This is a genomic window from Pseudaminobacter soli (ex Li et al. 2025), assembly GCF_003012705.1.
Lineage (GTDB): Bacteria > Pseudomonadota > Alphaproteobacteria > Rhizobiales > Rhizobiaceae > Pseudaminobacter > Pseudaminobacter soli.
This window is the reverse complement of record NZ_PXYL01000025.1, coordinates 22,230-40,693: the sequence shown is the minus strand read 5'-3', so window position 1 is coordinate 40,693 and position 18,464 is coordinate 22,230. Positions and strand designations below refer to the sequence as shown.

General features: G+C 63.9%; 18 protein-coding genes. 11 read left to right on the top strand and 7 right to left on the bottom strand.

Going from position 1 to position 18,464, the window contains the following annotated elements:
* Nucleotides 1–339: 339 nt before the first annotated feature.
* Together C7I85_RS31850 and C7I85_RS31225 are read left to right on the top strand one after the other, a co-directional pair.
* Nucleotides 340–1,008, top strand: coding sequence for a hypothetical protein (locus C7I85_RS31850; RefSeq protein ID WP_342587322.1), 669 nt, complete (start codon nt 340–342; stop codon nt 1,006–1,008).
* 121 nt (nt 1,009–1,129) lie between these two features.
* Nucleotides 1,130–1,912 carry a hypothetical protein gene (locus C7I85_RS31225; protein WP_106727139.1) on the top strand — a complete coding sequence of 261 codons (783 nt, stop codon included), beginning with the start codon at nt 1,130–1,132 and terminating at the stop codon, nt 1,910–1,912.
* Nucleotides 1,913–1,979: 67 nt separating this feature from the next.
* On the opposite strand, the gene C7I85_RS31220 is transcribed toward C7I85_RS31225, so the two are convergent.
* Nucleotides 1,980–2,360: a hypothetical protein gene (locus C7I85_RS31220; protein ID WP_181257414.1), complete on the bottom strand. Its 381-nt coding sequence runs from the start codon at nt 2,358–2,360 to the stop codon at nt 1,980–1,982.
* Between the two features lie 480 nt (nt 2,361–2,840).
* Here C7I85_RS31220 and C7I85_RS27175 point away from each other — a divergent pair, with 480 nt between their 5' ends.
* Entirely contained in the window at nt 2,841–4,475 is a 1,635-nt protein-coding gene (locus C7I85_RS27175; protein ID WP_106727138.1) for an AMP-binding protein, read from the top strand.
* Between the two features lie 12 nt (nt 4,476–4,487).
* Here the strand turns inward: C7I85_RS27175 and C7I85_RS27170 are convergent, their stop codons facing one another.
* Together C7I85_RS27170 and C7I85_RS27165 are read right to left on the bottom strand one after the other, a co-directional pair.
* Nucleotides 4,488–5,771, bottom strand: coding sequence for a GNAT family N-acetyltransferase (locus C7I85_RS27170; protein WP_106727137.1), 1,284 nt, complete (start codon nt 5,769–5,771; stop codon nt 4,488–4,490).
* Entirely contained in the window at nt 5,771–5,959 is a 189-nt protein-coding gene (locus C7I85_RS27165) for a hypothetical protein (RefSeq protein ID WP_106727136.1), read from the bottom strand. The genes C7I85_RS27170 and C7I85_RS27165 overlap by 1 nt, the downstream gene beginning before the upstream one ends.
* Nucleotides 5,960–6,142: 183 nt before the next feature.
* Here C7I85_RS27165 and C7I85_RS27160 point away from each other — a divergent pair, with 183 nt between their 5' ends.
* Complete coding sequence (locus C7I85_RS27160; RefSeq protein ID WP_106727135.1) at nt 6,143–6,472, top strand: antibiotic biosynthesis monooxygenase family protein; 330 nt, start codon at nt 6,143–6,145, stop codon at nt 6,470–6,472.
* Nucleotides 6,473–6,543: 71 nt separating this feature from the next.
* Here the strand turns inward: C7I85_RS27160 and secA are convergent, their stop codons facing one another.
* Entirely contained in the window at nt 6,544–9,279 is a 2,736-nt protein-coding gene (gene secA, locus C7I85_RS27155) for a preprotein translocase subunit SecA (RefSeq protein ID WP_106727134.1), read from the bottom strand.
* Between the two features lie 235 nt (nt 9,280–9,514).
* On the opposite strand from secA, the gene C7I85_RS27150 reads away from it, so the two are divergent.
* Nucleotides 9,515–10,420 carry a peptidylprolyl isomerase gene (locus C7I85_RS27150; protein WP_106727133.1) on the top strand — a complete coding sequence of 302 codons (906 nt, stop codon included), beginning with the start codon at nt 9,515–9,517 and terminating at the stop codon, nt 10,418–10,420.
* Nucleotides 10,421–10,505: 85 nt separating this feature from the next.
* On the opposite strand, the gene C7I85_RS27145 is transcribed toward C7I85_RS27150, so the two are convergent.
* Nucleotides 10,506–11,912: an MFS transporter gene (locus C7I85_RS27145; RefSeq protein ID WP_106727132.1), complete on the bottom strand. Its 1,407-nt coding sequence runs from the start codon at nt 11,910–11,912 to the stop codon at nt 10,506–10,508.
* Nucleotides 11,913–12,021: 109 nt separating this feature from the next.
* Entirely contained in the window at nt 12,022–12,624 is a 603-nt protein-coding gene (locus C7I85_RS27140; RefSeq protein ID WP_106727131.1) for a TetR/AcrR family transcriptional regulator, read from the bottom strand.
* Between the two features lie 121 nt (nt 12,625–12,745).
* On the opposite strand from C7I85_RS27140, the gene C7I85_RS27135 reads away from it, so the two are divergent.
* The 4 genes from C7I85_RS27135 (at nt 12,746) to mutT (ending at nt 15,502) form a co-directional block, all read left to right on the top strand.
* Complete coding sequence (locus C7I85_RS27135; RefSeq protein ID WP_106727130.1) at nt 12,746–12,982, top strand: hypothetical protein; 237 nt, start codon at nt 12,746–12,748, stop codon at nt 12,980–12,982.
* 86 nt (nt 12,983–13,068) lie between these two features.
* Nucleotides 13,069–14,310: a bifunctional glutamate N-acetyltransferase/amino-acid acetyltransferase ArgJ gene (argJ, locus tag C7I85_RS27130; RefSeq protein ID WP_106727129.1), complete on the top strand. Its 1,242-nt coding sequence runs from the start codon at nt 13,069–13,071 to the stop codon at nt 14,308–14,310.
* Between the two features lie 8 nt (nt 14,311–14,318).
* Nucleotides 14,319–15,101, top strand: coding sequence for a GNAT family N-acetyltransferase (locus C7I85_RS27125; RefSeq protein ID WP_245445128.1), 783 nt, complete (start codon nt 14,319–14,321; stop codon nt 15,099–15,101).
* Nucleotides 15,098–15,502, top strand: coding sequence for an 8-oxo-dGTP diphosphatase MutT (gene mutT / locus C7I85_RS27120; RefSeq protein WP_106727127.1), 405 nt, complete (start codon nt 15,098–15,100; stop codon nt 15,500–15,502). Before C7I85_RS27125 ends, mutT begins: the two co-directional genes overlap by 4 nt.
* A gap of 41 nt (nt 15,503–15,543) precedes the next feature.
* Here mutT and C7I85_RS27115 read toward each other — a convergent pair whose 3' ends face one another.
* Nucleotides 15,544–16,290 carry a DUF4336 domain-containing protein gene (locus C7I85_RS27115; protein ID WP_106727126.1) on the bottom strand — a complete coding sequence of 249 codons (747 nt, stop codon included), beginning with the start codon at nt 16,288–16,290 and terminating at the stop codon, nt 15,544–15,546.
* Nucleotides 16,291–16,501: 211 nt separating this feature from the next.
* Between C7I85_RS27115 and C7I85_RS27110 the strand changes: the two genes are divergently transcribed.
* Entirely contained in the window at nt 16,502–17,170 is a 669-nt protein-coding gene (locus C7I85_RS27110; RefSeq protein WP_106727125.1) for a GntR family transcriptional regulator, read from the top strand.
* 15 nt (nt 17,171–17,185) lie between these two features.
* Nucleotides 17,186–18,451 (top strand): multidrug efflux MFS transporter, encoded by a 1,266-nt coding sequence (locus tag C7I85_RS27105; protein WP_106727124.1) that lies wholly within the window; start codon nt 17,186–17,188, stop codon nt 18,449–18,451.
* Nucleotides 18,452–18,464: the final 13 nt, after the last annotated feature.

Here is an 18,464-nt window from a genome sequence, read left to right as displayed (position 1 = left end):
CCTGCTTGATCCAAACAACTTTTAGCTCAAAACCAGACGGTTTCTTGATAACCCGATTATAGCTCAGGAGTTCCAGAATTGAATGCGGAACAATCCGCAACCTTCTATTCCATTATCTTGGACCCCTCCTGTCAGGTTTTTCCCTAATGGCCCCGTACTGAGACGAAGCATGAATTCGTCCTTAGCCTGACAAATAAATGTATTTATCCCGAATTGTTATTCATCTGCTTAGAAGCAACCATGACCTAATTGCGGACGAGGCTCCAGTAAGCCGAGCTTTGTATGGCAACTTATCTTTTAAGAATTCTCTCAATTAACTGACACTGAAGGGAATCCGTCATGAGAAAGATCCTACTCGCAGCGACTGCGCTTGTCGCCATGACTGCCCTTGCCGCTGCTGGCGGTGGCGGCGGTAATGGCGGTGGTAGCGGTAACGGAAACGGTAATGGCAACGGCAACGTTGGTAGCAACAACGGCAACAACAACGGCAACAGCAATACCGGTTCCAACAACGGCAACAACAACGGAAACAACAATACCGGTAACGGAAACGGCAATAGCAACGGCAACGCCAATAGCGGTTCCGACAACGGGAACGGCAACGGCAACCACAATAGCGGTAGCGGCAACGGTGTCGGCAACGGCAACGGTAACTCCGGGTCGCACAACGGCAACGGCAACGGCAACGGCAATAGCGGCAGTGGCAACGGTACCGGCAACGGTAACGGCAATTCCGGGTCGCACAACGGTAACGGCAACGGCAACGGTAACTGGGGCAGTGGCAACGGTAACGGCAACGGCAACAGCAATTCCGGATCGTATAACGGCAACGGTAACGGCAACGGCAACTGGGGCGATGGCAACGGCAACGCCAACGGCAATGCCAACTGGGGCTGGTACAACGGTCGTCACAACGGCAACCGCAACTGGGGTTCCTGGAACGGCAACTACAACGGCAACACGAACCGCGGCTGGTACAACGGCAGCGACAACGGCAACTACAACTAGTCAGCCTGCGGTCGGGGCCGCCGCCTTTGGTTCGGCGTGACGGCGGCCCCGAACTCGTTCACCCAAAATTCCAAGCAGTGACGCGGTGGCCGGCCGCCGCGTTCAGCCTCAGGAGTGTGTCATGAACTATGTGAAAGCATCTTTTGTCAGCATGGCCGTCGCGGCGGGCTGCCTGGCATCCGTGGGAACTGCCTCGGCGGTCGATGTCTCGGGCGTAATGGCCGAGGCCGCCAAGGTGGGAGGGCCCCAAGGCGGGGCCAATTGGGGCTACGGCAATACCGGCTCCGGCAACATCGGCGCGTTCAACGGCGGTAACGGCAACATCGGCGCCATGAATGGCGTCGGCAATACCGGCACGAACAACGGCTCCGGCAACGTCGGCGCCTACAACGGCAGTTTCAACGACGGCTCGAACAACGGCAACGGCAACGTTGGCGGCTTGAACGGCAGCTACAACAACGGCTCGAACAACGGCAACGGCAACGTTGGCGGCGTGAACGGGAGCTACAACAACGGCTCGAAGAACGGCAACGGCAACGTCGGCGGCTCAAACGGCAGCTGGAACAACGGCTCGAACAACGGCAACGGCAACGTCGGCGGCTCGAACGGCAGCTGGAACAACGGCTCGCACAACGGCAACGGCAATGTCGGCTCCTGGAACGGCAGCAAGAACAAGGGCTCGCACAACGGTAACGGCAATATCGGCTCTTGGAACGGCAGCTGGAACCGCGGCTCACACGATGGCAACGGCAATGTCGGCTCTAACAACGGCAGCTGGAACAACGGCGGGTCGCATAACGGCAACGGCAATGTCGGTTCGTGGAATGGCACCCACAATGGTGGTTCCCACAACGGCAACGGCAACGTCGGCAACAATAACGGCAACAACAACGGAAATAGCTGAGTAATCGCCACGGAAATTGCAGGAGGCGAAGATGTATAGAGTTCCTATCGCCATACAACGCTTGCCACTAGTCCTGGCTACGACGTTGTTCTTGTCTGCTCCAATCCTCACGGCTGTCCATTCCGCTGCCGGCGAGGGGAACGGCGGCGGGAATGGCAACAGCAGCGCCGGTGACCACAACGGCAACGGCAACGGAAATGGAAATCTCGGCAACGACAACGGCAACGGAAATGGCAACGGCAATACCGGAAGCGGTAACGGGAATGGCAACGGCAATGGCAATTCCGGGAACGGCAACGGCAACGATAACGGGAACGGAAACTCCGGAAACGGTAACGGCAACAACAACGGCAACGGAAATTCCGGAAACGGCAACGGTAACAACAACGGCAACGGAAATTCCGGGAATGGCAATGGCAACGGAAATGGCAACGGAAACCACGGCCATCACGGGCACCATCCGCATCACCCGAAGCCGCCCAAGCCCCCGAAGCCACCCAAGCCTACGCCCACCCCGACCATCAATCTGAATCAACGCGATCGGAACGGCAGTGGCCCTTACTCCTTCTGCGAGGTCGGCAGCACGGGCGCGTATGGCTTCGGCGGGTTCTACGGCTGTCTCTTACCGATACCGCAGGCGGTAGCACCGGTGGTGGTGCCTGCTGCCCCTGCGAAGTAAGCAGCATTCGCTATGGAATAGGACTGGCCGCTAACGGTCCTATTCCCGCCCGCGCCCGTCCCCCGCGCCGGCGCGAAGACCCGGTGACCCAAGGCAGCGCCTTTTCCCAAAAGGTAGCCCTTGGCACCGGGTCTTTGATTCCGTGGGGCATGGAAATGACGTGCTCCGGTTGACGCCGGGGCCGTGCCGTCCTTATCTGCGCGTGCCGGAGAGAAAGCCGGCTCATCCACAGGCGCAGACAAGAAATTCATGCTCGAACGGCGGGAGAACTACGCGAGCCTCTACAGCGATTTTCGCTGGAAGATCCCGCAACGCTTCAACATCGGCGTGGCCGTCTCGGATCACTGGGCCGCGCGCGAGCCGGATCGCCCGGCGCTGTTCGACTACGGTTCCGATGGTACTGTCGAGCGCCTGAGCTTTGGCCAGCTTGCCGCAAAATCCAACGCATTCGCAAATGCGCTGCGCAGTCTGGGCGTCCAGCGCGGCGATCGCGTCGCGCTACTCCTGCCCCAGTGCTTTGAGACTGTCATCGCGCATCTCGCCATCTACAAGCTTGGCGCCATCGCCGTGCCGCTGGCGCTGCTGTTCGGGGTCGAGGCGCTCGAATACAGGCTGCAGACCGCAGGCGTGAAACTGGTCGTCACCAACTCCGCCGGCTGCGGCAAGCTTGCACAGATCGCCGGTCGCCTGAGCGAACTGGAGACCGTTGTCTCGATCGACGGTGCCGAAAATGGCGCGCTCGACTATCACCGCTTGCTTGCCCGCCAGCCTGCTACCTTCGTTGCGGAGGACACCACGCCTGACGATCCGGCGCTGATGATCTTCACCTCGGGCACGACGGGGCCGCCCAAGGGCGCACTGCACGGTCACCGCGTCCTGCTCGGTCATCTGCCGGGGGCGCAGATGGCCTATGAATTCCTGCCGCAGCCGGGCGACCTGATGTGGACGCCTGCCGACTGGGCCTGGGCCGGCGGCCTGCTCAACGCCCTTTTGCCGGCGCTCTATTTCGGCGTGCCGGTGGTTGCGAGCCGTTTTGAGAAATTCGATCCGGAGGCTGCTCTCGTCCTCATGGAGCGGATGAAGGTGCGCAATGCCTTCATCCCGCCCACGGCGCTCAGGATGCTGAAGAGCGTGCGCGGCATCGGAAGCCGCTTCCGGCTTGGCCTGCGCAGCGTCGGCTCGGCCGGCGAGGCGCTCGGGCGCGAGACCTATGACTGGACGCGCAGCGAGCTTGGCCTTGCCGTCAACGAATTCTACGGCCAGACCGAATGCAATCTCGTACTTTCGTCTTGCGCCGGCATCGGCGTCTCGCGCGGCGGCGCTATCGGCAAGGCGGTGCCGGGCCATGTCGTTGCGATCATCGACGGGGAGGGCAGGCGGGTCGCGGCCGGCGAGGTCGGCCAGATCGCGGTGCGGCGGCCGGACCCGGTGATGTTCCTCGAATACTGGCAGAACCCGGAAGCGACGGCCAAGAAGTTCATCGGCGAGTGGATGACTACGGGCGACCAGGGCATCGAGGACGGCGACGGCTATGTGCACTTCTTCGGCCGCGACGACGACGTCATCACCTCGGCCGGTTTCCGGATCGGCCCCGGCGAGATCGAGGACTGTTTGACTGGCCACCCAGCGGTGGCGCTGGCGGCCGTCGTCGGCAAGCCGGATAGACTGCGCACCGAGATCGTCAAGGCCTATGTGGTGCTGAAGGAAGGTTTTCCGCGCAGCGCCGAGCTGGCCGACGAGATCAGCCTGTGGGTGCGCGAGCGGCTGTCGGCGCACGAATATCCGCGCGAGGTGGAGTTCGTCGATTCCATGCCCCTGACCACCAGCGGCAAGGTCATCCGACGGATATTCCGCGATCGTGCCCGGCGCGAGGCCTCGCTCTAAGCGTGAGCGGCGTCAGCGCCGCTTGAGCAGGCTGCGCACCCGATTTCGCACCAGGCGCGCGATGTTTCGCGTTTCGCGATTAAGGTGGAACTGCGAGGCCGCCTGCCGCGTGAGACGGTCGGCGTCGGGGGTCAGACCGACCAGGATGGTTCCTATCCGTCGCCGCTCCGACCACAGCCGGTTCATCACCGGATGGTCGGGCCTCGCGCAGGAGTCGCTCACCATGACGTTGGGATCGTCGAGGTGCTGCTTGGTCACCTCGATCATGAGCAGCGTGCCCGGCGAGAAGGCCGAATAACGCTCGTCATATGTCGTCTTCCAGGTGTAGGCTACACCGGCCTCGATGAAGACGAGCAGGCAGGCGATGGTCTCGCCGTCTAGCTTCAGCGAGTGCACCCGGGCGAGATCGCGTTCAGCCAGGCGATGCATGGCTTCGCGCGCGAAAGCGGCCTGGAAGCGGTCGACGGCCATGGCCGTGCGGCGACGGCCCTTCCAGCCGGCGGCCTCGATGGTCAGGAAGGTCTCGACGCCTTCGCGGATCTCGTCCGGTCCTCTTGCCACGACGTGCTCGAGCTTGCCCTGCTCGGCCAGCCGCCGCTTCAGCCGGCGGAACTCGCGGTAATGGTGCTGCCTGAGCGAGGCCTTGAGATAGTCGTCGCCTTCGAGCTCGCTATCCAGGAAGGCGCGCTCGACCTCGTTGGTCGTGGTAATGGTCAGGCCGCGCGTTTCGGCCACGCGGCGCAGCACGGTTGCCACGGTTCCGTCCAGCATCATGTCAGGCAGCACAAATACCTTCGGCAGCTTCAGATGCGGCCGCGAAAGTATGTCGAAGAAATCTTCCAGCACGCCTTCGGGATCGTCGCGGTCGATAAGCGGCGTGCCGAGCGGCCCGAACGGGTTCGCCCAGGTGCGCAGAATCGGAACGCCGAGCGGAACGTTCGGCCTTTCGATCGAATAGGGCAGCAGCAGGCGCAGGCGGCTGCGGTATTCATTGCCGTCGCGCATCACCGCGAGGCGCACCTCACGGTCCTCCAGCCGCGGCATGGCCGGCGCGAGGAAGCGCGGGTTGAAGAAGATGTTGGGCTCGATCGTGCGCGCGCAGAGATGATCCAGCTCTTCGATCAGGTCGAAGCCGGCCGAGGCCGGGTAGATCGCCAGCCGGCGTGGCGGGCGATGACTGGCCAAAAGTTCCTCGTGCGCCGGATCGGCGGCCCGGCTGCCGAAACCGACGAAGCCGGAGATCATCGCTCCGGCAGGACCGCCGCTGGTTTCCTCCAGAAGGGGGATTGCCGCCATCAGTAGGCCTCCTGCGCTTGTGCGGCGGGCACGAAGGTCGATACCAAGCCTGCGCTAGACGGTGCAGGAAAGCCCGCAACGGCGGCGAACACGATGGTCGTAGCCGTCGCTGGATTGCTGACGATCTGTGCGCCGGCCAGCGGCGCGGGCAGGAGACGCTCAGCCGTCGTTGCCGCGGAAAAGCGCACGCACTAGACTCCGATCTTGCACATTACCCATCCGCGATAAGCCAAACTCTTTAAGAAACGGTTCGGGCGCGCTGTTCATGCTGCCCGAGCGGGCGTCACGTGGTGGTTGAAATCTTCGCTTGACCTCAACTTAACTTGAGGTCGTAGAGCCTCGTTCGTCAACGTAACGAGAGGAAGAGATCAATGCCCGGCAATACAAGCAAATCACAGCGCATCTACAGGGTGGACAGGTTCGCGGTCCCCATTTCGGTGCGAGCGGAGTTTCTCGACAGGGTGCGGCAGACGCATGAAGTGCTTCGCACGCAACCGGGCTTTCTGCAGGACATGCTGCTCGAACAGGCTGCCGGGAACGAGCACCATATCGTGACCATCGTCGAGTGGGAGGATGCGGCGGCTTTGGCGCCGGCGAAGGTCAATGTCCAGGCGATGCAGCGCAAGATGAACTTCGACCCGCAGGAGTTCCTGGCGCAGAACGGCATCAAGGCCGAGATCGGCAACTATCTGTCCATCTGAATTCGGCAAGCCTGAAACCAAAACGGCGGCCACTGGGCCGCCGTTTCGAACTTTTCCGCTTAAGCGAAGCCTCAGGCGAAAGCGCCGTGGCAGTGCTTGTATTTCTTGCCCGAGCCGCAGGGGCATGCCTCGTTGCGGCCGACCTTGCCCCAGGTGGCGGGGTTCTTCGGATCGCGGTCTTCCGGAGCCACCACGCGGGTGTCTTCCAGAACGGCCGTCGCAACCATGGTGTCGCCATCGGCGAAATCGTTCTCGCCGGTGGTGGCATCGATATGCTGGCCAAAAGTCTCCGGCGCCTGCAGCGGCGGAGCTTCGGCAGCCTCGCGCACCAGCTCGACGCGCATCAGCTGTGCCGTCACCACCTGGCGCAGATTGCCGAGCATGGCCTGGAACAGCTCGAAGGATTCGGACTTGTATTCGTTCAGCGGATCGCGCTGGGCATAGCCGCGGAAGCCGACCACCGAACGCAGATGCTCGAGATTGACCAGATGCTCGCGCCACAGATGGTCGAGCGTCTGCAGAACGACCGAACGCTCGACATAGGCCATTACCTCGGGACCGAAGCGCTCGGCGCGGTCGGCGGCGGCGGCGTCAACGCGCTCGGTGATGCGTTCGCTGATGTCGTTCTCGCCGATGCCTTCTTCCTGCGCCCACTCCTCGATCGGCAGGTCGAGATTGAGGTACTGCTGCACCTCCTCCTTCAGGCCAGCGGAATCCCACTGCTCGGCATAGGCATTTTCCGGAATGTGCTTCGCGACGAGATCGTCGATCACGTCCTGGCGCATTTCGGCGACGGTCTCGGAGAGGTTCTCGCCGTCCATGAGCTCGAGACGCTGGGCGAAGACCACCTTGCGCTGGTCGTTCTGGACGTCGTCATATTTGAGCAGGTTCTTGCGGATGTCGAAGTTACGCGCCTCGACCTTCTTCTGCGCCTTTTCGAGGGCCTTGTTGATCCAGGGATGGATGATGGCCTCGTCTTCCTTCAGGCCGAGCTTCTGGAGCATGCCGTCCATGCGCTCGGAGCCGAAGATGCGCATCAGGTCGTCCTGCAGCGAGAGGAAGAACTTCGAGCGGCCAGGGTCGCCCTGACGGCCGGAACGGCCGCGAAGCTGGTTGTCGATGCGGCGGCTTTCGTGACGCTCGGTGGCAATGACGTAAAGGCCGCCGGCAGCCAGCGACTTTTCCTTGAGCTTGGCGATGTCATCGCGGATCGCCTGCTCGCGCGCGGTGCGCTCCGCGCCTTCCGGCATATCGCCCAGCTCTTCGGCGATGCGCATCTCGGCGTTGCCGCCGAGCTGGATGTCGGTGCCGCGACCGGCCATGTTGGTGGCGATGGTGATCGCGCCCGGCTTGCCGGCCTGGGCGACGATGGATGCCTCGCGCTCGTGGTGGCGGGCGTTCAGCACTTCGAAATTGTTGAAACCTTCCTTGCGCAGGCGCGCGGCCAGATGCTCGGACTTCTCGATCGAGGTGGTGCCAACGAGCGTCGGCTGGCCGCGGGAATGGGCCTCGCGGATCTCGCGCACGATCGCCTTGTACTTCTCCTCGACGGTCCGGTAGACCTCGTCGTCCTCGTCGATGCGCTGGACGGGGAGATTGGTCGGCACTTCGGTCACTTCGAGGCCGTAGATGTTGCCGAACTCTTCCGCTTCCGTCGAGGCCGTGCCGGTCATGCCGGCCAGCTTCTCATACATGCGGAAGTAGTTCTGGAAGGTGACCGAGGCCAGCGTCTGGTTCTCGGGCTGGATCTGCACGTGCTCCTTGGCCTCGAGCGCCTGGTGCAGGCCTTCCGAATAGCGGCGGCCGGGCATCATGCGGCCGGTGAACTCGTCGATGATGACGATCTCGCCATCCTTGACGATGTAGTCCTTGTCGCGCTGGAAGAGCTGGTGTGCCTTCAGCGCGTTGTTGACGTGGTGGACCATGGCGACGTTCTCGACGTCGTAGAGCGACTCGCCCTTGAGCAGGCCGGCGTCGCGCAGCACGTTCTCCACCTTCTCGGTGCCCTCTTCGGTGAAGATCGCCGTCTTCTGCTTCTCGTCGACCTCATAGTCGGCCGGGAGCAGCGTTTTGATGAAGCCATCCACCGTATTGTACATCTCGGAGCGGTCTTCGAGCGGACCGGAGATGATGAGCGGCGTGCGCGCTTCGTCGACCAGGATCGAGTCCACTTCGTCGACGATCGCGTAATTGTGCGGGCGCTGCACCATCTGGGCGCGCTCATATTTCATGTTGTCGCGCAGATAGTCGAAGCCGAGCTCGTTGTTGGTGGCGTAGGTCACGTCGCAGGCGTAGGCCGCGCGGCGTTCCTCGTCGCTCATGCCGTGCACGATGACGCCGACGGTGAGGCCGAGGAACTTGTAGATGCGGCCCATCCACTCGGAGTCGCGCTTGGCGAGGTAGTCGTTGACGGTGACGACGTGGACGCCCTTGCCGGTCAGCGCGTTGAGATAGACGGGCAGGGTGGCCACCAGCGTCTTGCCTTCACCGGTGCGCATTTCGGAGATGCCGCCGTCATGCAGGACCATGCCGCCGATCAGCTGCACGTCGAAGGGGCGCATGCCGAGCGCACGGCGGGCACCTTCGCGGGCCACCGCAAAGGCCGGGACCACGTAGTCGTCGATGTTTGCGCCATTGGCGAGTTCTTCGCGGAACTTGGTGGTGAGGGCGCGCAGCTCATCATCCGAAAGCGCGCGCATTTCGTTCTCGAGCGCGTTGACAGCCGCGACGCGCGGCCGGGTCGCTTTCACGCGACGATCGTTGGAGGAGCCGAAAATCTTACGGGCGATGCCGCCGAGACTGACCATCAAAAGGCCTTTCAGTTCGAAACTTGCCGACAGGGTGCCGGCGGAACCCGCCAAGGTTCATCTTAGAAGGTAACACCGAAAAGCGCCCGGAAAAGGGTTCTGGACGCGAAGTCGAAGGACAGATAAGAGGGGGCTCAAGCGATGTCAACGTGGCAGCGTTGCTCTTGCCCGCGCCTAATTCGGCCTTATTTGTGCTGACTTGAAGGTTTCATCCATACCCACTGGAGAATTTCTGATGCCTTTTTCGTTCCGACGCGCCTCGCTTGCCAGCCTGGGCGTGATGCTTGCGCTGTCTGCGCCGGCTGCCATGCAGGCTTTTGCGCAGGAGACGCCGCCCGCCGCCGAGGCGCCGGCCAAGCCCGTCGACCCCGCTGCCGTCATCGCCACCGTCAACGGCAAGCCCATCACCGAAGGTGATCTTCAGGTTGCCGAAAGCGATCTTGATCAACAGTTTTCGCGGCTTCCGGCCGAGCAGCGTCGTGCTGCGGCCCTTTCCGCCGTCATCGAAATCCGTCTCCTGGCCGGTGAAGCCGAAGCCAAGGGGCTCGACAAGAATCCCGACTTCCAGCGCCGCATGGAGTTCCTGAAGGACCGCGCGCTGCACAGCGAAGTCGTCGAGAAGGAAGTGTCGAAGGCGATCACCGACGATGAGATCCGCGCCCGCTACGACAAGGAAATCGCCGCAGCACCGCCGGTCAACGAGGTTCACGCCCGTCACATTCTGGTGAAGACCAAGGAAGAAGCCGAGGCGATCATCAAGCAGCTCGACGGCGGCGCGAAGTTCGAAGACCTCGCCAAGGAGAAGTCGAGCGATCCGGGTTCGGGCGCCAATGGCGGCGACCTCGGCTATTTCGGCCCCGGCCAGATGGTGCCGGAATTCGAGAAGGCCGCTTTCGCGCTGGAGCCGGGCTCCTACACCAAGGAGCCGGTTAAGACCCAGTTCGGCTGGCACATCATCAAGGTCGAGGACAAGCGCACCCAGCAGCCGCCGGCATTCGACCAGGTCAAGGCTCAGATCCGTTCGCTGCTGCTGCGCGACAAGTATTTCGAGCTGGTCAAGTCGCTGCGCGGCAACGCCAAGGTTGACGTGACCGATCCGGACCTCAAGAAGGCCGTCGATCAGATCGACCAGTCGAAGTAAGTTCTTTGTCGGGGCGATGTCCCCACAAGAAAATCGAAAAGGCAGCGCCGCGTGCGCTGCCTTTTTCTTTTGGTCGCTTGTCGGGTCAGGCCTTTACGGCCGATCCGGTCAGCCGTCGGGCTGCGAAGAAGCCGGCGATTGCCATCGGCAAGGCGGTAACGAAGACCCAGACGGCCGTGGCCTCCGCGCTGGCGACCGTCAGTCCGGCGCCGAAGCCGACGAGATTTGCCGTCGCGCCGGCAATCGCGGCGCCCACCGCGCCGCCCGACTGGCGCACCGCGATGAAGGCCGAAGCGCCGATGGCGCGGTCCTCGTCGGCCAAGGCGCCCAGGATGCGCCGGTTCATCAGGCTCGAAGAGAAGCCGAAGCCGGCTCCGACCACCACCGCGGCGGCGATTACCAGTGCAAGCGGGGCGCTCTTCATCAGGAGAGCGAGCAGCGTGACGCCGGCTAGGATGCAGGCCGCACCCCGCCGGATCCAGCGCATTTCACCCTCTCGGCCGGTCACACCGGCAACCGTGAAGGCTGCCAGCGTCCATGACAGGGCCTGCACACCCACGACATAACCCGCCATGAGCGGGGACAGCCCGCGCAAGGTTTGCAGGATCGCCGGGCCGTAGACGGTCAGGCCCATGGAAGAAGCGGTCAGAGCGAAGATGGCCGCATAGCCCGAGCCGCAGATGGTGCGAAGGTCGCCGGCGCGGTGCGGCAGCAGTCGCACTCTGGCCTTGCCGTCGATCTTCAGGACGAGCGCGAGGACGACAAGCCCAACCGCGACGAGCGCTATGGTGATCGCCGGCTGGGGAATCGTGTCGGCGAGCGAAATGGCGCTGACGCCGAGCGCCAGCGTGATGAGTTGGAGCCAGGGCACGCCGGTATGCCCCTGCGACTTCACGGTGCCCTTGAGCAGGAAGGGTGCGGCGGCGCCGAAGATCAGCGCCTGTGCCGCAAACAGCCAAAACACCAGGCGCCAGTCGCCGGATTGGGCAAAAATGCCGCCAAACAGCGGACCAAGGATCGTGGCGATGCCCCAGACGCCGGAAACCGAAGCGAACACCCGCGCCAGATGCCGCTCGGGAAACAGAACGGCGATGGCGACCATGGCAAAGCCGGCGATCCAGCCGCAGCCGATGCCTTGCAGCAGGCGGCCGATAAGGAAGACGCCGATGTCGGGTGCGGCCGCGCTGAGCACGCAGCCGAAGGCCAGCACCAGGCCGGCTATGGTGGTGGCAAGGCGCAGGCCAAGGATTTCGGAAAGGCGCCCGGCGCTTGCGCCTGCCAGGATCGCGCCGATCAGGAAGCCGGCCACCGCCCAGCTGAAATAGGCATAGCCGCCAAGCTCGGCACCTACGCTCGGCATGATGGTGGCGGTTACCAGCGTGTCGGCGGCGTTCAGCCAGATGCCGAGGCAAATCAGGGCAAAGCGCGGCAGCCTGCCGTCGGCCAGCAAGTCGGCCCATCCCGTTTCGGCGCGTTCCGACAGTTCCGTCATGAAATGATCCTTGCTTTGAATGGTGAAGGCTGGGCCGGAAGACCCTTCGCGCGCAATGTTTCAGTCCACCGGAAAAGGCGGTCCAGCTTTTGGATTGAGGTTGCTGCTGTCAGCCTGTCGGCGCAGCTAGGATGCCGTGGACGATGGCGCGGATGGCGACCCGCGTGGTCGCCTCGTCCTCGGTGATGCGGCCGGTCAGGAGATGCACCCACGCATAGGAGGCGACAAGGTCGGCCACCACGGTGGGCTCGACATCGGCGCGCACCTCGCCGCGTTCGATGGCGCGGGCCACCATGCGCCCGGTGTGGGCGCGGCGGTTGTGTGCATATTCGGTGAGTGCCGTTGCGGCCGCCTCGTCGGTCTGCGCCTCCGCAATGACGGAGCGGAAAATGCTGCCGGCGGGCGTTTCGCGCCAATGCTGGAACAGCGACTGCAGAAACTGTGCCAGGTCGTCCTCGAGATTGCCGGTGTCCGGATTGTCGACGCGCTTCTGGCGCTGGTAGACGTCGATCAGCAGGGCCGCCTTGCTCGGCCACCAGCGATAGATGGTGGGTTTGCCAGCACGGGCGCGGCGGGCCACCGCCTCGATGGAGAAGCCGGCGTAGCCAGCCTCCAGCAGCACGGCTTCGGCCGCCTCGCGAATGGCGTCGGCGCTGGCCGGATTGCGGCGCGCGCCAATGGAGCGGCGGGTTTCGTCTGTGGTTTCGGTCATGCCATTGCGCCCGGACTTCCGAGCCCCCTCATTTTCTTTTCCGGCAGCATAGCACAGGGGCTTGACGAAACGAAACGGTCCGTTTTATTTAACGGAACGTTCCGTTTCGATTGAGGTTGCCATGACTGCTCCTGCCCCCTCGCGCTTTTCCCGCCCGCGCTTTGCATTGCTCGTTTTGCTTGGCGTCTATCCGCTCATCACCACGCTGCTTTACGTCGTGTCTCCATTGACCGAAGGCTGGTCGATCTGGCAGCGCACGCTGATCATCGTGCCCATCATGGTGACGTCGATGGTCTGGGGGCTCATTCCCGGCGTGCACAAGCTGTTCTCTGGCTTCATCAATCCCCGCCGCTGCTAGGTATTGATGCGCGAAAACGCCTTGCGCGGTTTCGCGCTATGGGGCAAACGGGGCCTCGGTTTGCGCTCTACGCCTGACGAGGTCCCATGTCCGAGACGATTTCCCCCCTCGCGCCCAAAAAGTATCCCAAGATGCCGGCCATTGAAGGCGTGCGCATCGCCACTGCCGAAGCCGGTATCAAGTACAAGAACCGCACTGACCTTCTGGCCATGGTGTTCGACGAGGGCACGGCGGTTGCCGGCGTGTTCACCCGTTCGAAGTGCCCCTCGGCGCCGGTCGATTTCTGCCGCGAGAACCTCTCCGGTGGCAAGGCACGCGTCCTGGTCGTGAACTCGGGCAATGCCAATGCCTTCACCGGCAAGAAGGGCCGCGAGACCACGAGCATGACCGGCAAGGCCGCAGCCGCTGCCGCCGGCTGTACGCCGGGCGAGGTGTTCCAGGCCTCGACGGGCGTGATCGGCGAGCCGCTCGACGCCAACCGCTTCAGCCATTTGCTGGCTGGCATGGTCAAGGACGCCAAGGCCGAAGTGTGGACCGAAGCCGCCAAGGCGATCATGACCACCGACACCTATCCGAAGGTGGCCACCGCAACCGTGAAGCTCGGCGATGTCGATGTGACCATCAACGGCATCGCCAAGGGCGCTGGCATGATCGCGCCCGACATGGCGACGATGCTGTCCTTCATCGCCACCGACGCGCCGATTGAGGCGTCTGCGCTGCAGGCGCTGCTTTCCAAGGGCGTTGCGCCCACCTTCAACTCCGTGACGGTCGACAGCGACACCTCGACCAGCGACACGCTGCTGCTGTTCGCCACCGGTGCTGCGGCCAAGCGCGGCGCGCCGAAGATCACCGACGCCAAGGACGCGCGTCTCGCGCAGTTCAAGCGCGCGCTCAACAAGATCCTCAAGAACCTTGCGCTGCAGGTGGTTCGCGACGGCGAGGGCGCCCGCAAGCAGGTGGAAGTGACCGTCACCGGCGCCAAGTCCGCGCGCTCGGCCAAGCGCATCGCACTGTCGATCGCCAATTCGCCGCTGGTCAAGACGGCGGTTGCAGGTGAGGACGCCAATTGGGGCCGCGTCGTGATGGCCGTCGGCAAGTCCGGCGAGCCGGCCGACCGCGACCGCCTGTCGATCTGGTTTGGCGACAACCGCCTGGCCGTCGATGGCGAGCGCGATCCGAACTATTCGGAACAGGAAACCTCGGCCTATATGAAGCGCGACGATATCAGCATCCGTGCCGATATCGGCATCGGTCGCGGCAAGGCCACGGTGTGGACCTGCGACCTCACCAAGGAATATGTCGCCATCAACGGCGACTATCGGAGCTAAAACCCCGCGTGGAAGACGAACAGCGCCCGACGCCGGCATTGGCGAAAGTGCGCCGCCTCGAGGCGGCGGGCTTTCGCGCTTGGCCGGCTGCCGCCGTGCATTACGACGGCACATGGCTGGTGCGCCTCACGGCCGGGCACTCGGCCAAGCGGCTGAACTCGATCAATCCGCTCGATCCCAGCGACGTCGGCAATCTCGACGAACGCATCGCGCGCGCAGCCCAGCGCTTCGATGCAAGCGGCCGGCCGCTGACCTTTCGCATCTCGCCGCTCTCGGGATCGGAACTGTCGCGGCATCTCGACGAGAAGGGCTGGAGCGCGTTCGAGGAATCGCTGGTCATGCGACTGCCGCTCGCGCAGGCCGGGGTGGAAAACGCCTTGGACCAGATTCCGCTCAAGGATATCGGCCGCTTCGTCGCTGCTTCGGCCAAGGTCCACGAACTGCCGGAGTCCCAGAGGAGCGGCCTTGCCGAAATCATCGGCGCGATCCGGCCCGAGGCTGGGCTGTTCGTGCTCGAGGAGGATGGCCGGCCGCTCGCCACCGCCATCTGCGTGCATGACGGAGAGCTTGCCGGCCTGTTCGAGATCGCAACCGACCCCGCCGAGCGCGGCAAGGGGCACGGCCGACGGCTCGTCCGCTCGGCTCTGAAATGGGCGCGGCTGCGCGGCGCGCGCGAGGCCTGGCTTCAGGTCGGTGCATCGAACGATGCTGCCCGCCATCTCTATGAGACGCTCGGCTTCGCCGAGGTGTACCGCTACCACTACCGCAGGCCGCCGGAGGTCGAAGCATGAGCAAGCGCATCCTTCTCGTGGCGGCCTGCGCGCTTGTAGACGCCGACGGCCGGGTGCTTCTGGCGCAGAGGCCCGAAGGCAAGGCGCTGGCCGGAATGTGGGAGTTTCCCGGCGGCAAGGTCGAGCCCGGTGAAACCCCGGAAGAGACGCTGATCCGCGAGTTGCACGAGGAGATCGGCATCGAGACCAAGGTAGCGTGCCTGGCGCCGCTGACCTTTGCCAGCCACTCTTACGAAGATTTTCACCTGCTGATGCCGCTCTATGTCTGCCGGCGTTTCGAGGGCACGCCGCATCCGCGCGAGGGGCAGGCGCTGAAATGGGTGCGCCCGCGCCAGATGCGCGACTACCCGATGCCGCCGGCCGACGAGCCGCTGATCCCCTTCCTGATCGACCTGCTCTGATCTTCGCCGGGTAACCTCGGCCAGACCTGGAATCTCGCGCTTCAGTCGAGCAGCCAGCGGAAGGCCCGGCGCAATTCCCTGGCGCCGTCGCGTTCGTACCAGCGGCCATGCGCGAGGATCACGCGTTCCGGATTCCAGGAGAGCATCGTCTGCACCGCCTCCTTCAGTTGCTGGCGGCGTGACCGGAAGGTGCGGCGCATGTCCTTGGGCATCTGGCCGTCCGGGTCTTGCACGCCGCCGAGCCGGGTCAGAAGCCGCATGAACCAGGAATTCAGCTTGCCGGGCTCGAAATTCTCGACGAGATCGGTGAGCACCAGCGTGCGGCTCGGCCGGTGGAAGAATTCCGCCTCGGTCATGTAGCTGCCGGTCACACGCAGCGTGGCGATGTCGGCATCCCAGGGATAGCCGCCGTCCCGATCCAGCATGAAATGGTCGAAATCGATGCGGCTGCGCGCCTGTTCCTCGACGCGCGGCGCAAGATAGACGCTCGCCTGCGGAAAGGCTGCCCGCCATTCCGGAATCCACCAATAGTGAATGCGGTTCGGGCCGATGATCCAGCGCGGGCGCCCGATTGCTTCGATCTCGGCCTTGAGTTCGGGCACGAGCGGCGTCGGCGAATGGATCATCAGCTCAGTGCCCACGCGTATGACGGTCATGCGCGTCGGAAAGTGCATCTTGGGCCAGGGCAGGCCGAAGCGGATGATCGGGCCGTCGACGATCCAGACATTGTCGCAGACCGGCTTCAACGTGTTGAGGGGTGGGTAAGTGCCTGGCGCGTGTCGCTGCATCGGTCGATCCCGTGGCCCGTACTACGCGGATCGTCTTTCCGTTTCGGTTGAATTTATGGCGGGTCAAGCAGTGTCCACAACCGTTTTTGCGCAAGCCCCGCCAGCCGGCACTTGCCGATGCCAGGCATGATTGCTATGGGATACCAGTTTGGTATCCCAAGATGGTATCCAAGCTTTGACTGATGCGGCCGCGCGGCCGATTGGAGTGTCCATGTCGCAGATGCAGCAGATCCACGACCAGTTGCGGGAAATGATCCTGTCGCTGGAAGTCGCCCCCGGCGAGCGGTTGACCGAGCGTTGGCTCGAAGGCCGCTTTGGCGGCTCGCGCACGCCGGTGCGTGCAGCACTCGTGCGGCTGGAGGCGGAAGAACTGGTGCGCCGCGACGGTCGCAACTGGATGGTTGCGCCGATCGAGCTGGGCGAGATCGCGGCGCTGGCCGAATTCCGCGAGGCGGTGGAGTCAAGTGCGGTGCGGCTCGCCTGCGAGCGCGCCTCCGAGGTCGACATCGATGCGGTTACCGAACTGCTCGATGCCTGCGAGCCGGATGCGCCGCGCGAAGAGTGGCACCGGGTCGGCACCGATTTCCATGTCGAGGTAGCGCGCCTCTCGGGCAATGAATTCCTGATCAAGGCAGTCGCCGGCGCCATGACTCGGCTGTCGCGGGCGCGGTGGCTGGAGCTGCGCACCGAGCAATCGCGCGACCATGCCTGGGCCGAGCACCGGCTGCTGCTCGATCTCATCCGCCGTCGCGAGGCCGATGCGGCGGCGCAGGCCATCTGCGAACACATACGTGACACGCGCGACCGGCTTCTGACTTCGCTGGAAGAGGATCGCCGAAGTCTCAGGGCACGCGGCTTTGCGATCGTCGGAAAGGCCTGACCCATGGACAGTGGAATGCAGAAGACGCCGACGGCCGAAGAGCCGGCCGGCGACGACGGCCAATCGGTCCATTGGCGGCGAAACCTTGTGGTGTGCCTGCTGGGCTCCTTCACCACCATCATCGCCATGACGCTCTTGTTGCCGTTCCTGCCTCTTTATGTCGAGCAGCTCGGCGTCACCGACCATGCATCGATCGTGCAGTGGTCGGGCATCGCCTATGGTGCGACCTTCTTTTCCGCGGCACTGACGGCGCCGCTCTGGGGCCAGCTTGGCGACCGCTATGGCCGGAAATCGATGCTGGTCCGCGCCAGCCTCGGCATGGCGGTGTCCATGTCGCTGATCGGCATGGCGCAGAATGTGTGGCAGCTGGTGGGTTTGCGGCTGTTTGCCGGCATTGCCGGCGGCTATGCCTCAGGCTCCGTCATCCTCGTAGCCACGCAGACGCCCAAGCAGCGCTCGGGCTGGGCGCTTGGCGTGCTGTCGTCGGGCGTCATGGCCGGCAATCTGGTCGGGCCGCTGATCGGCGGCGCCCTGCCGCAGCTCATCGGCATTCGCGAAACCTTCCTGCTGGCCGGCGGCGTGATCTTCGTCACCTTCCTGGCGACCACCTTCCTCATTCGGGAAGAGGCGCGGCCGCGGCACAAGAAAGCGGCGAAGGAGAAGGGCGGCTGGGCCGCCATCCCCGACAAGCGACCGATCCTGGCCATGCTGGCCACCGGCATGTTGCTGATGGTTGCCACCATGTCGATCGAGCCGATCATCACCGTCTATGTCGCGCAGCTTGTACAGGACGCTGGCCGGGTCACCATGGTGTCGGGCCTTGCCATGTCGGCGGCCGCACTCGGCGCCATCCTGTCGGCTTCGCGGCTCGGCAAGCTCGCCGATCGCATCGGCCACTGGGCGGTCATAACCGGATGTCTGGCGCTGTCTGCGGGCGTGCTGGTTCCGCAAGCCTTTGTCACGTCCGGCTGGCAGCTGGTGGGACTGCGGTTCCTTATGGGGTTGGCGTTGGGCGGCCTGTTGCCTTGTATCGCAAGTGTCATCCGTCACAACGTGCCGGATCGGATCGCCGGCAACGTGCTCGGCATCTCGACTTCGGCGCAATATGCGGGGCAGGTGGTCGGGCCTCTCGCCGGCGGCTTCGTCGGTGGACACATCGGGATGCGCGCGGTGTTTGTGGGCACGGCCGTGCTTATGGCTGCGGGCGCGGCCTACAATTGGCTGGCGCGGCCCGTGGAGGGCGCGGCGCAGGCGGAGCCGGCGGCGCAGGCAAAGCGTTAAGCAAATATTTAAC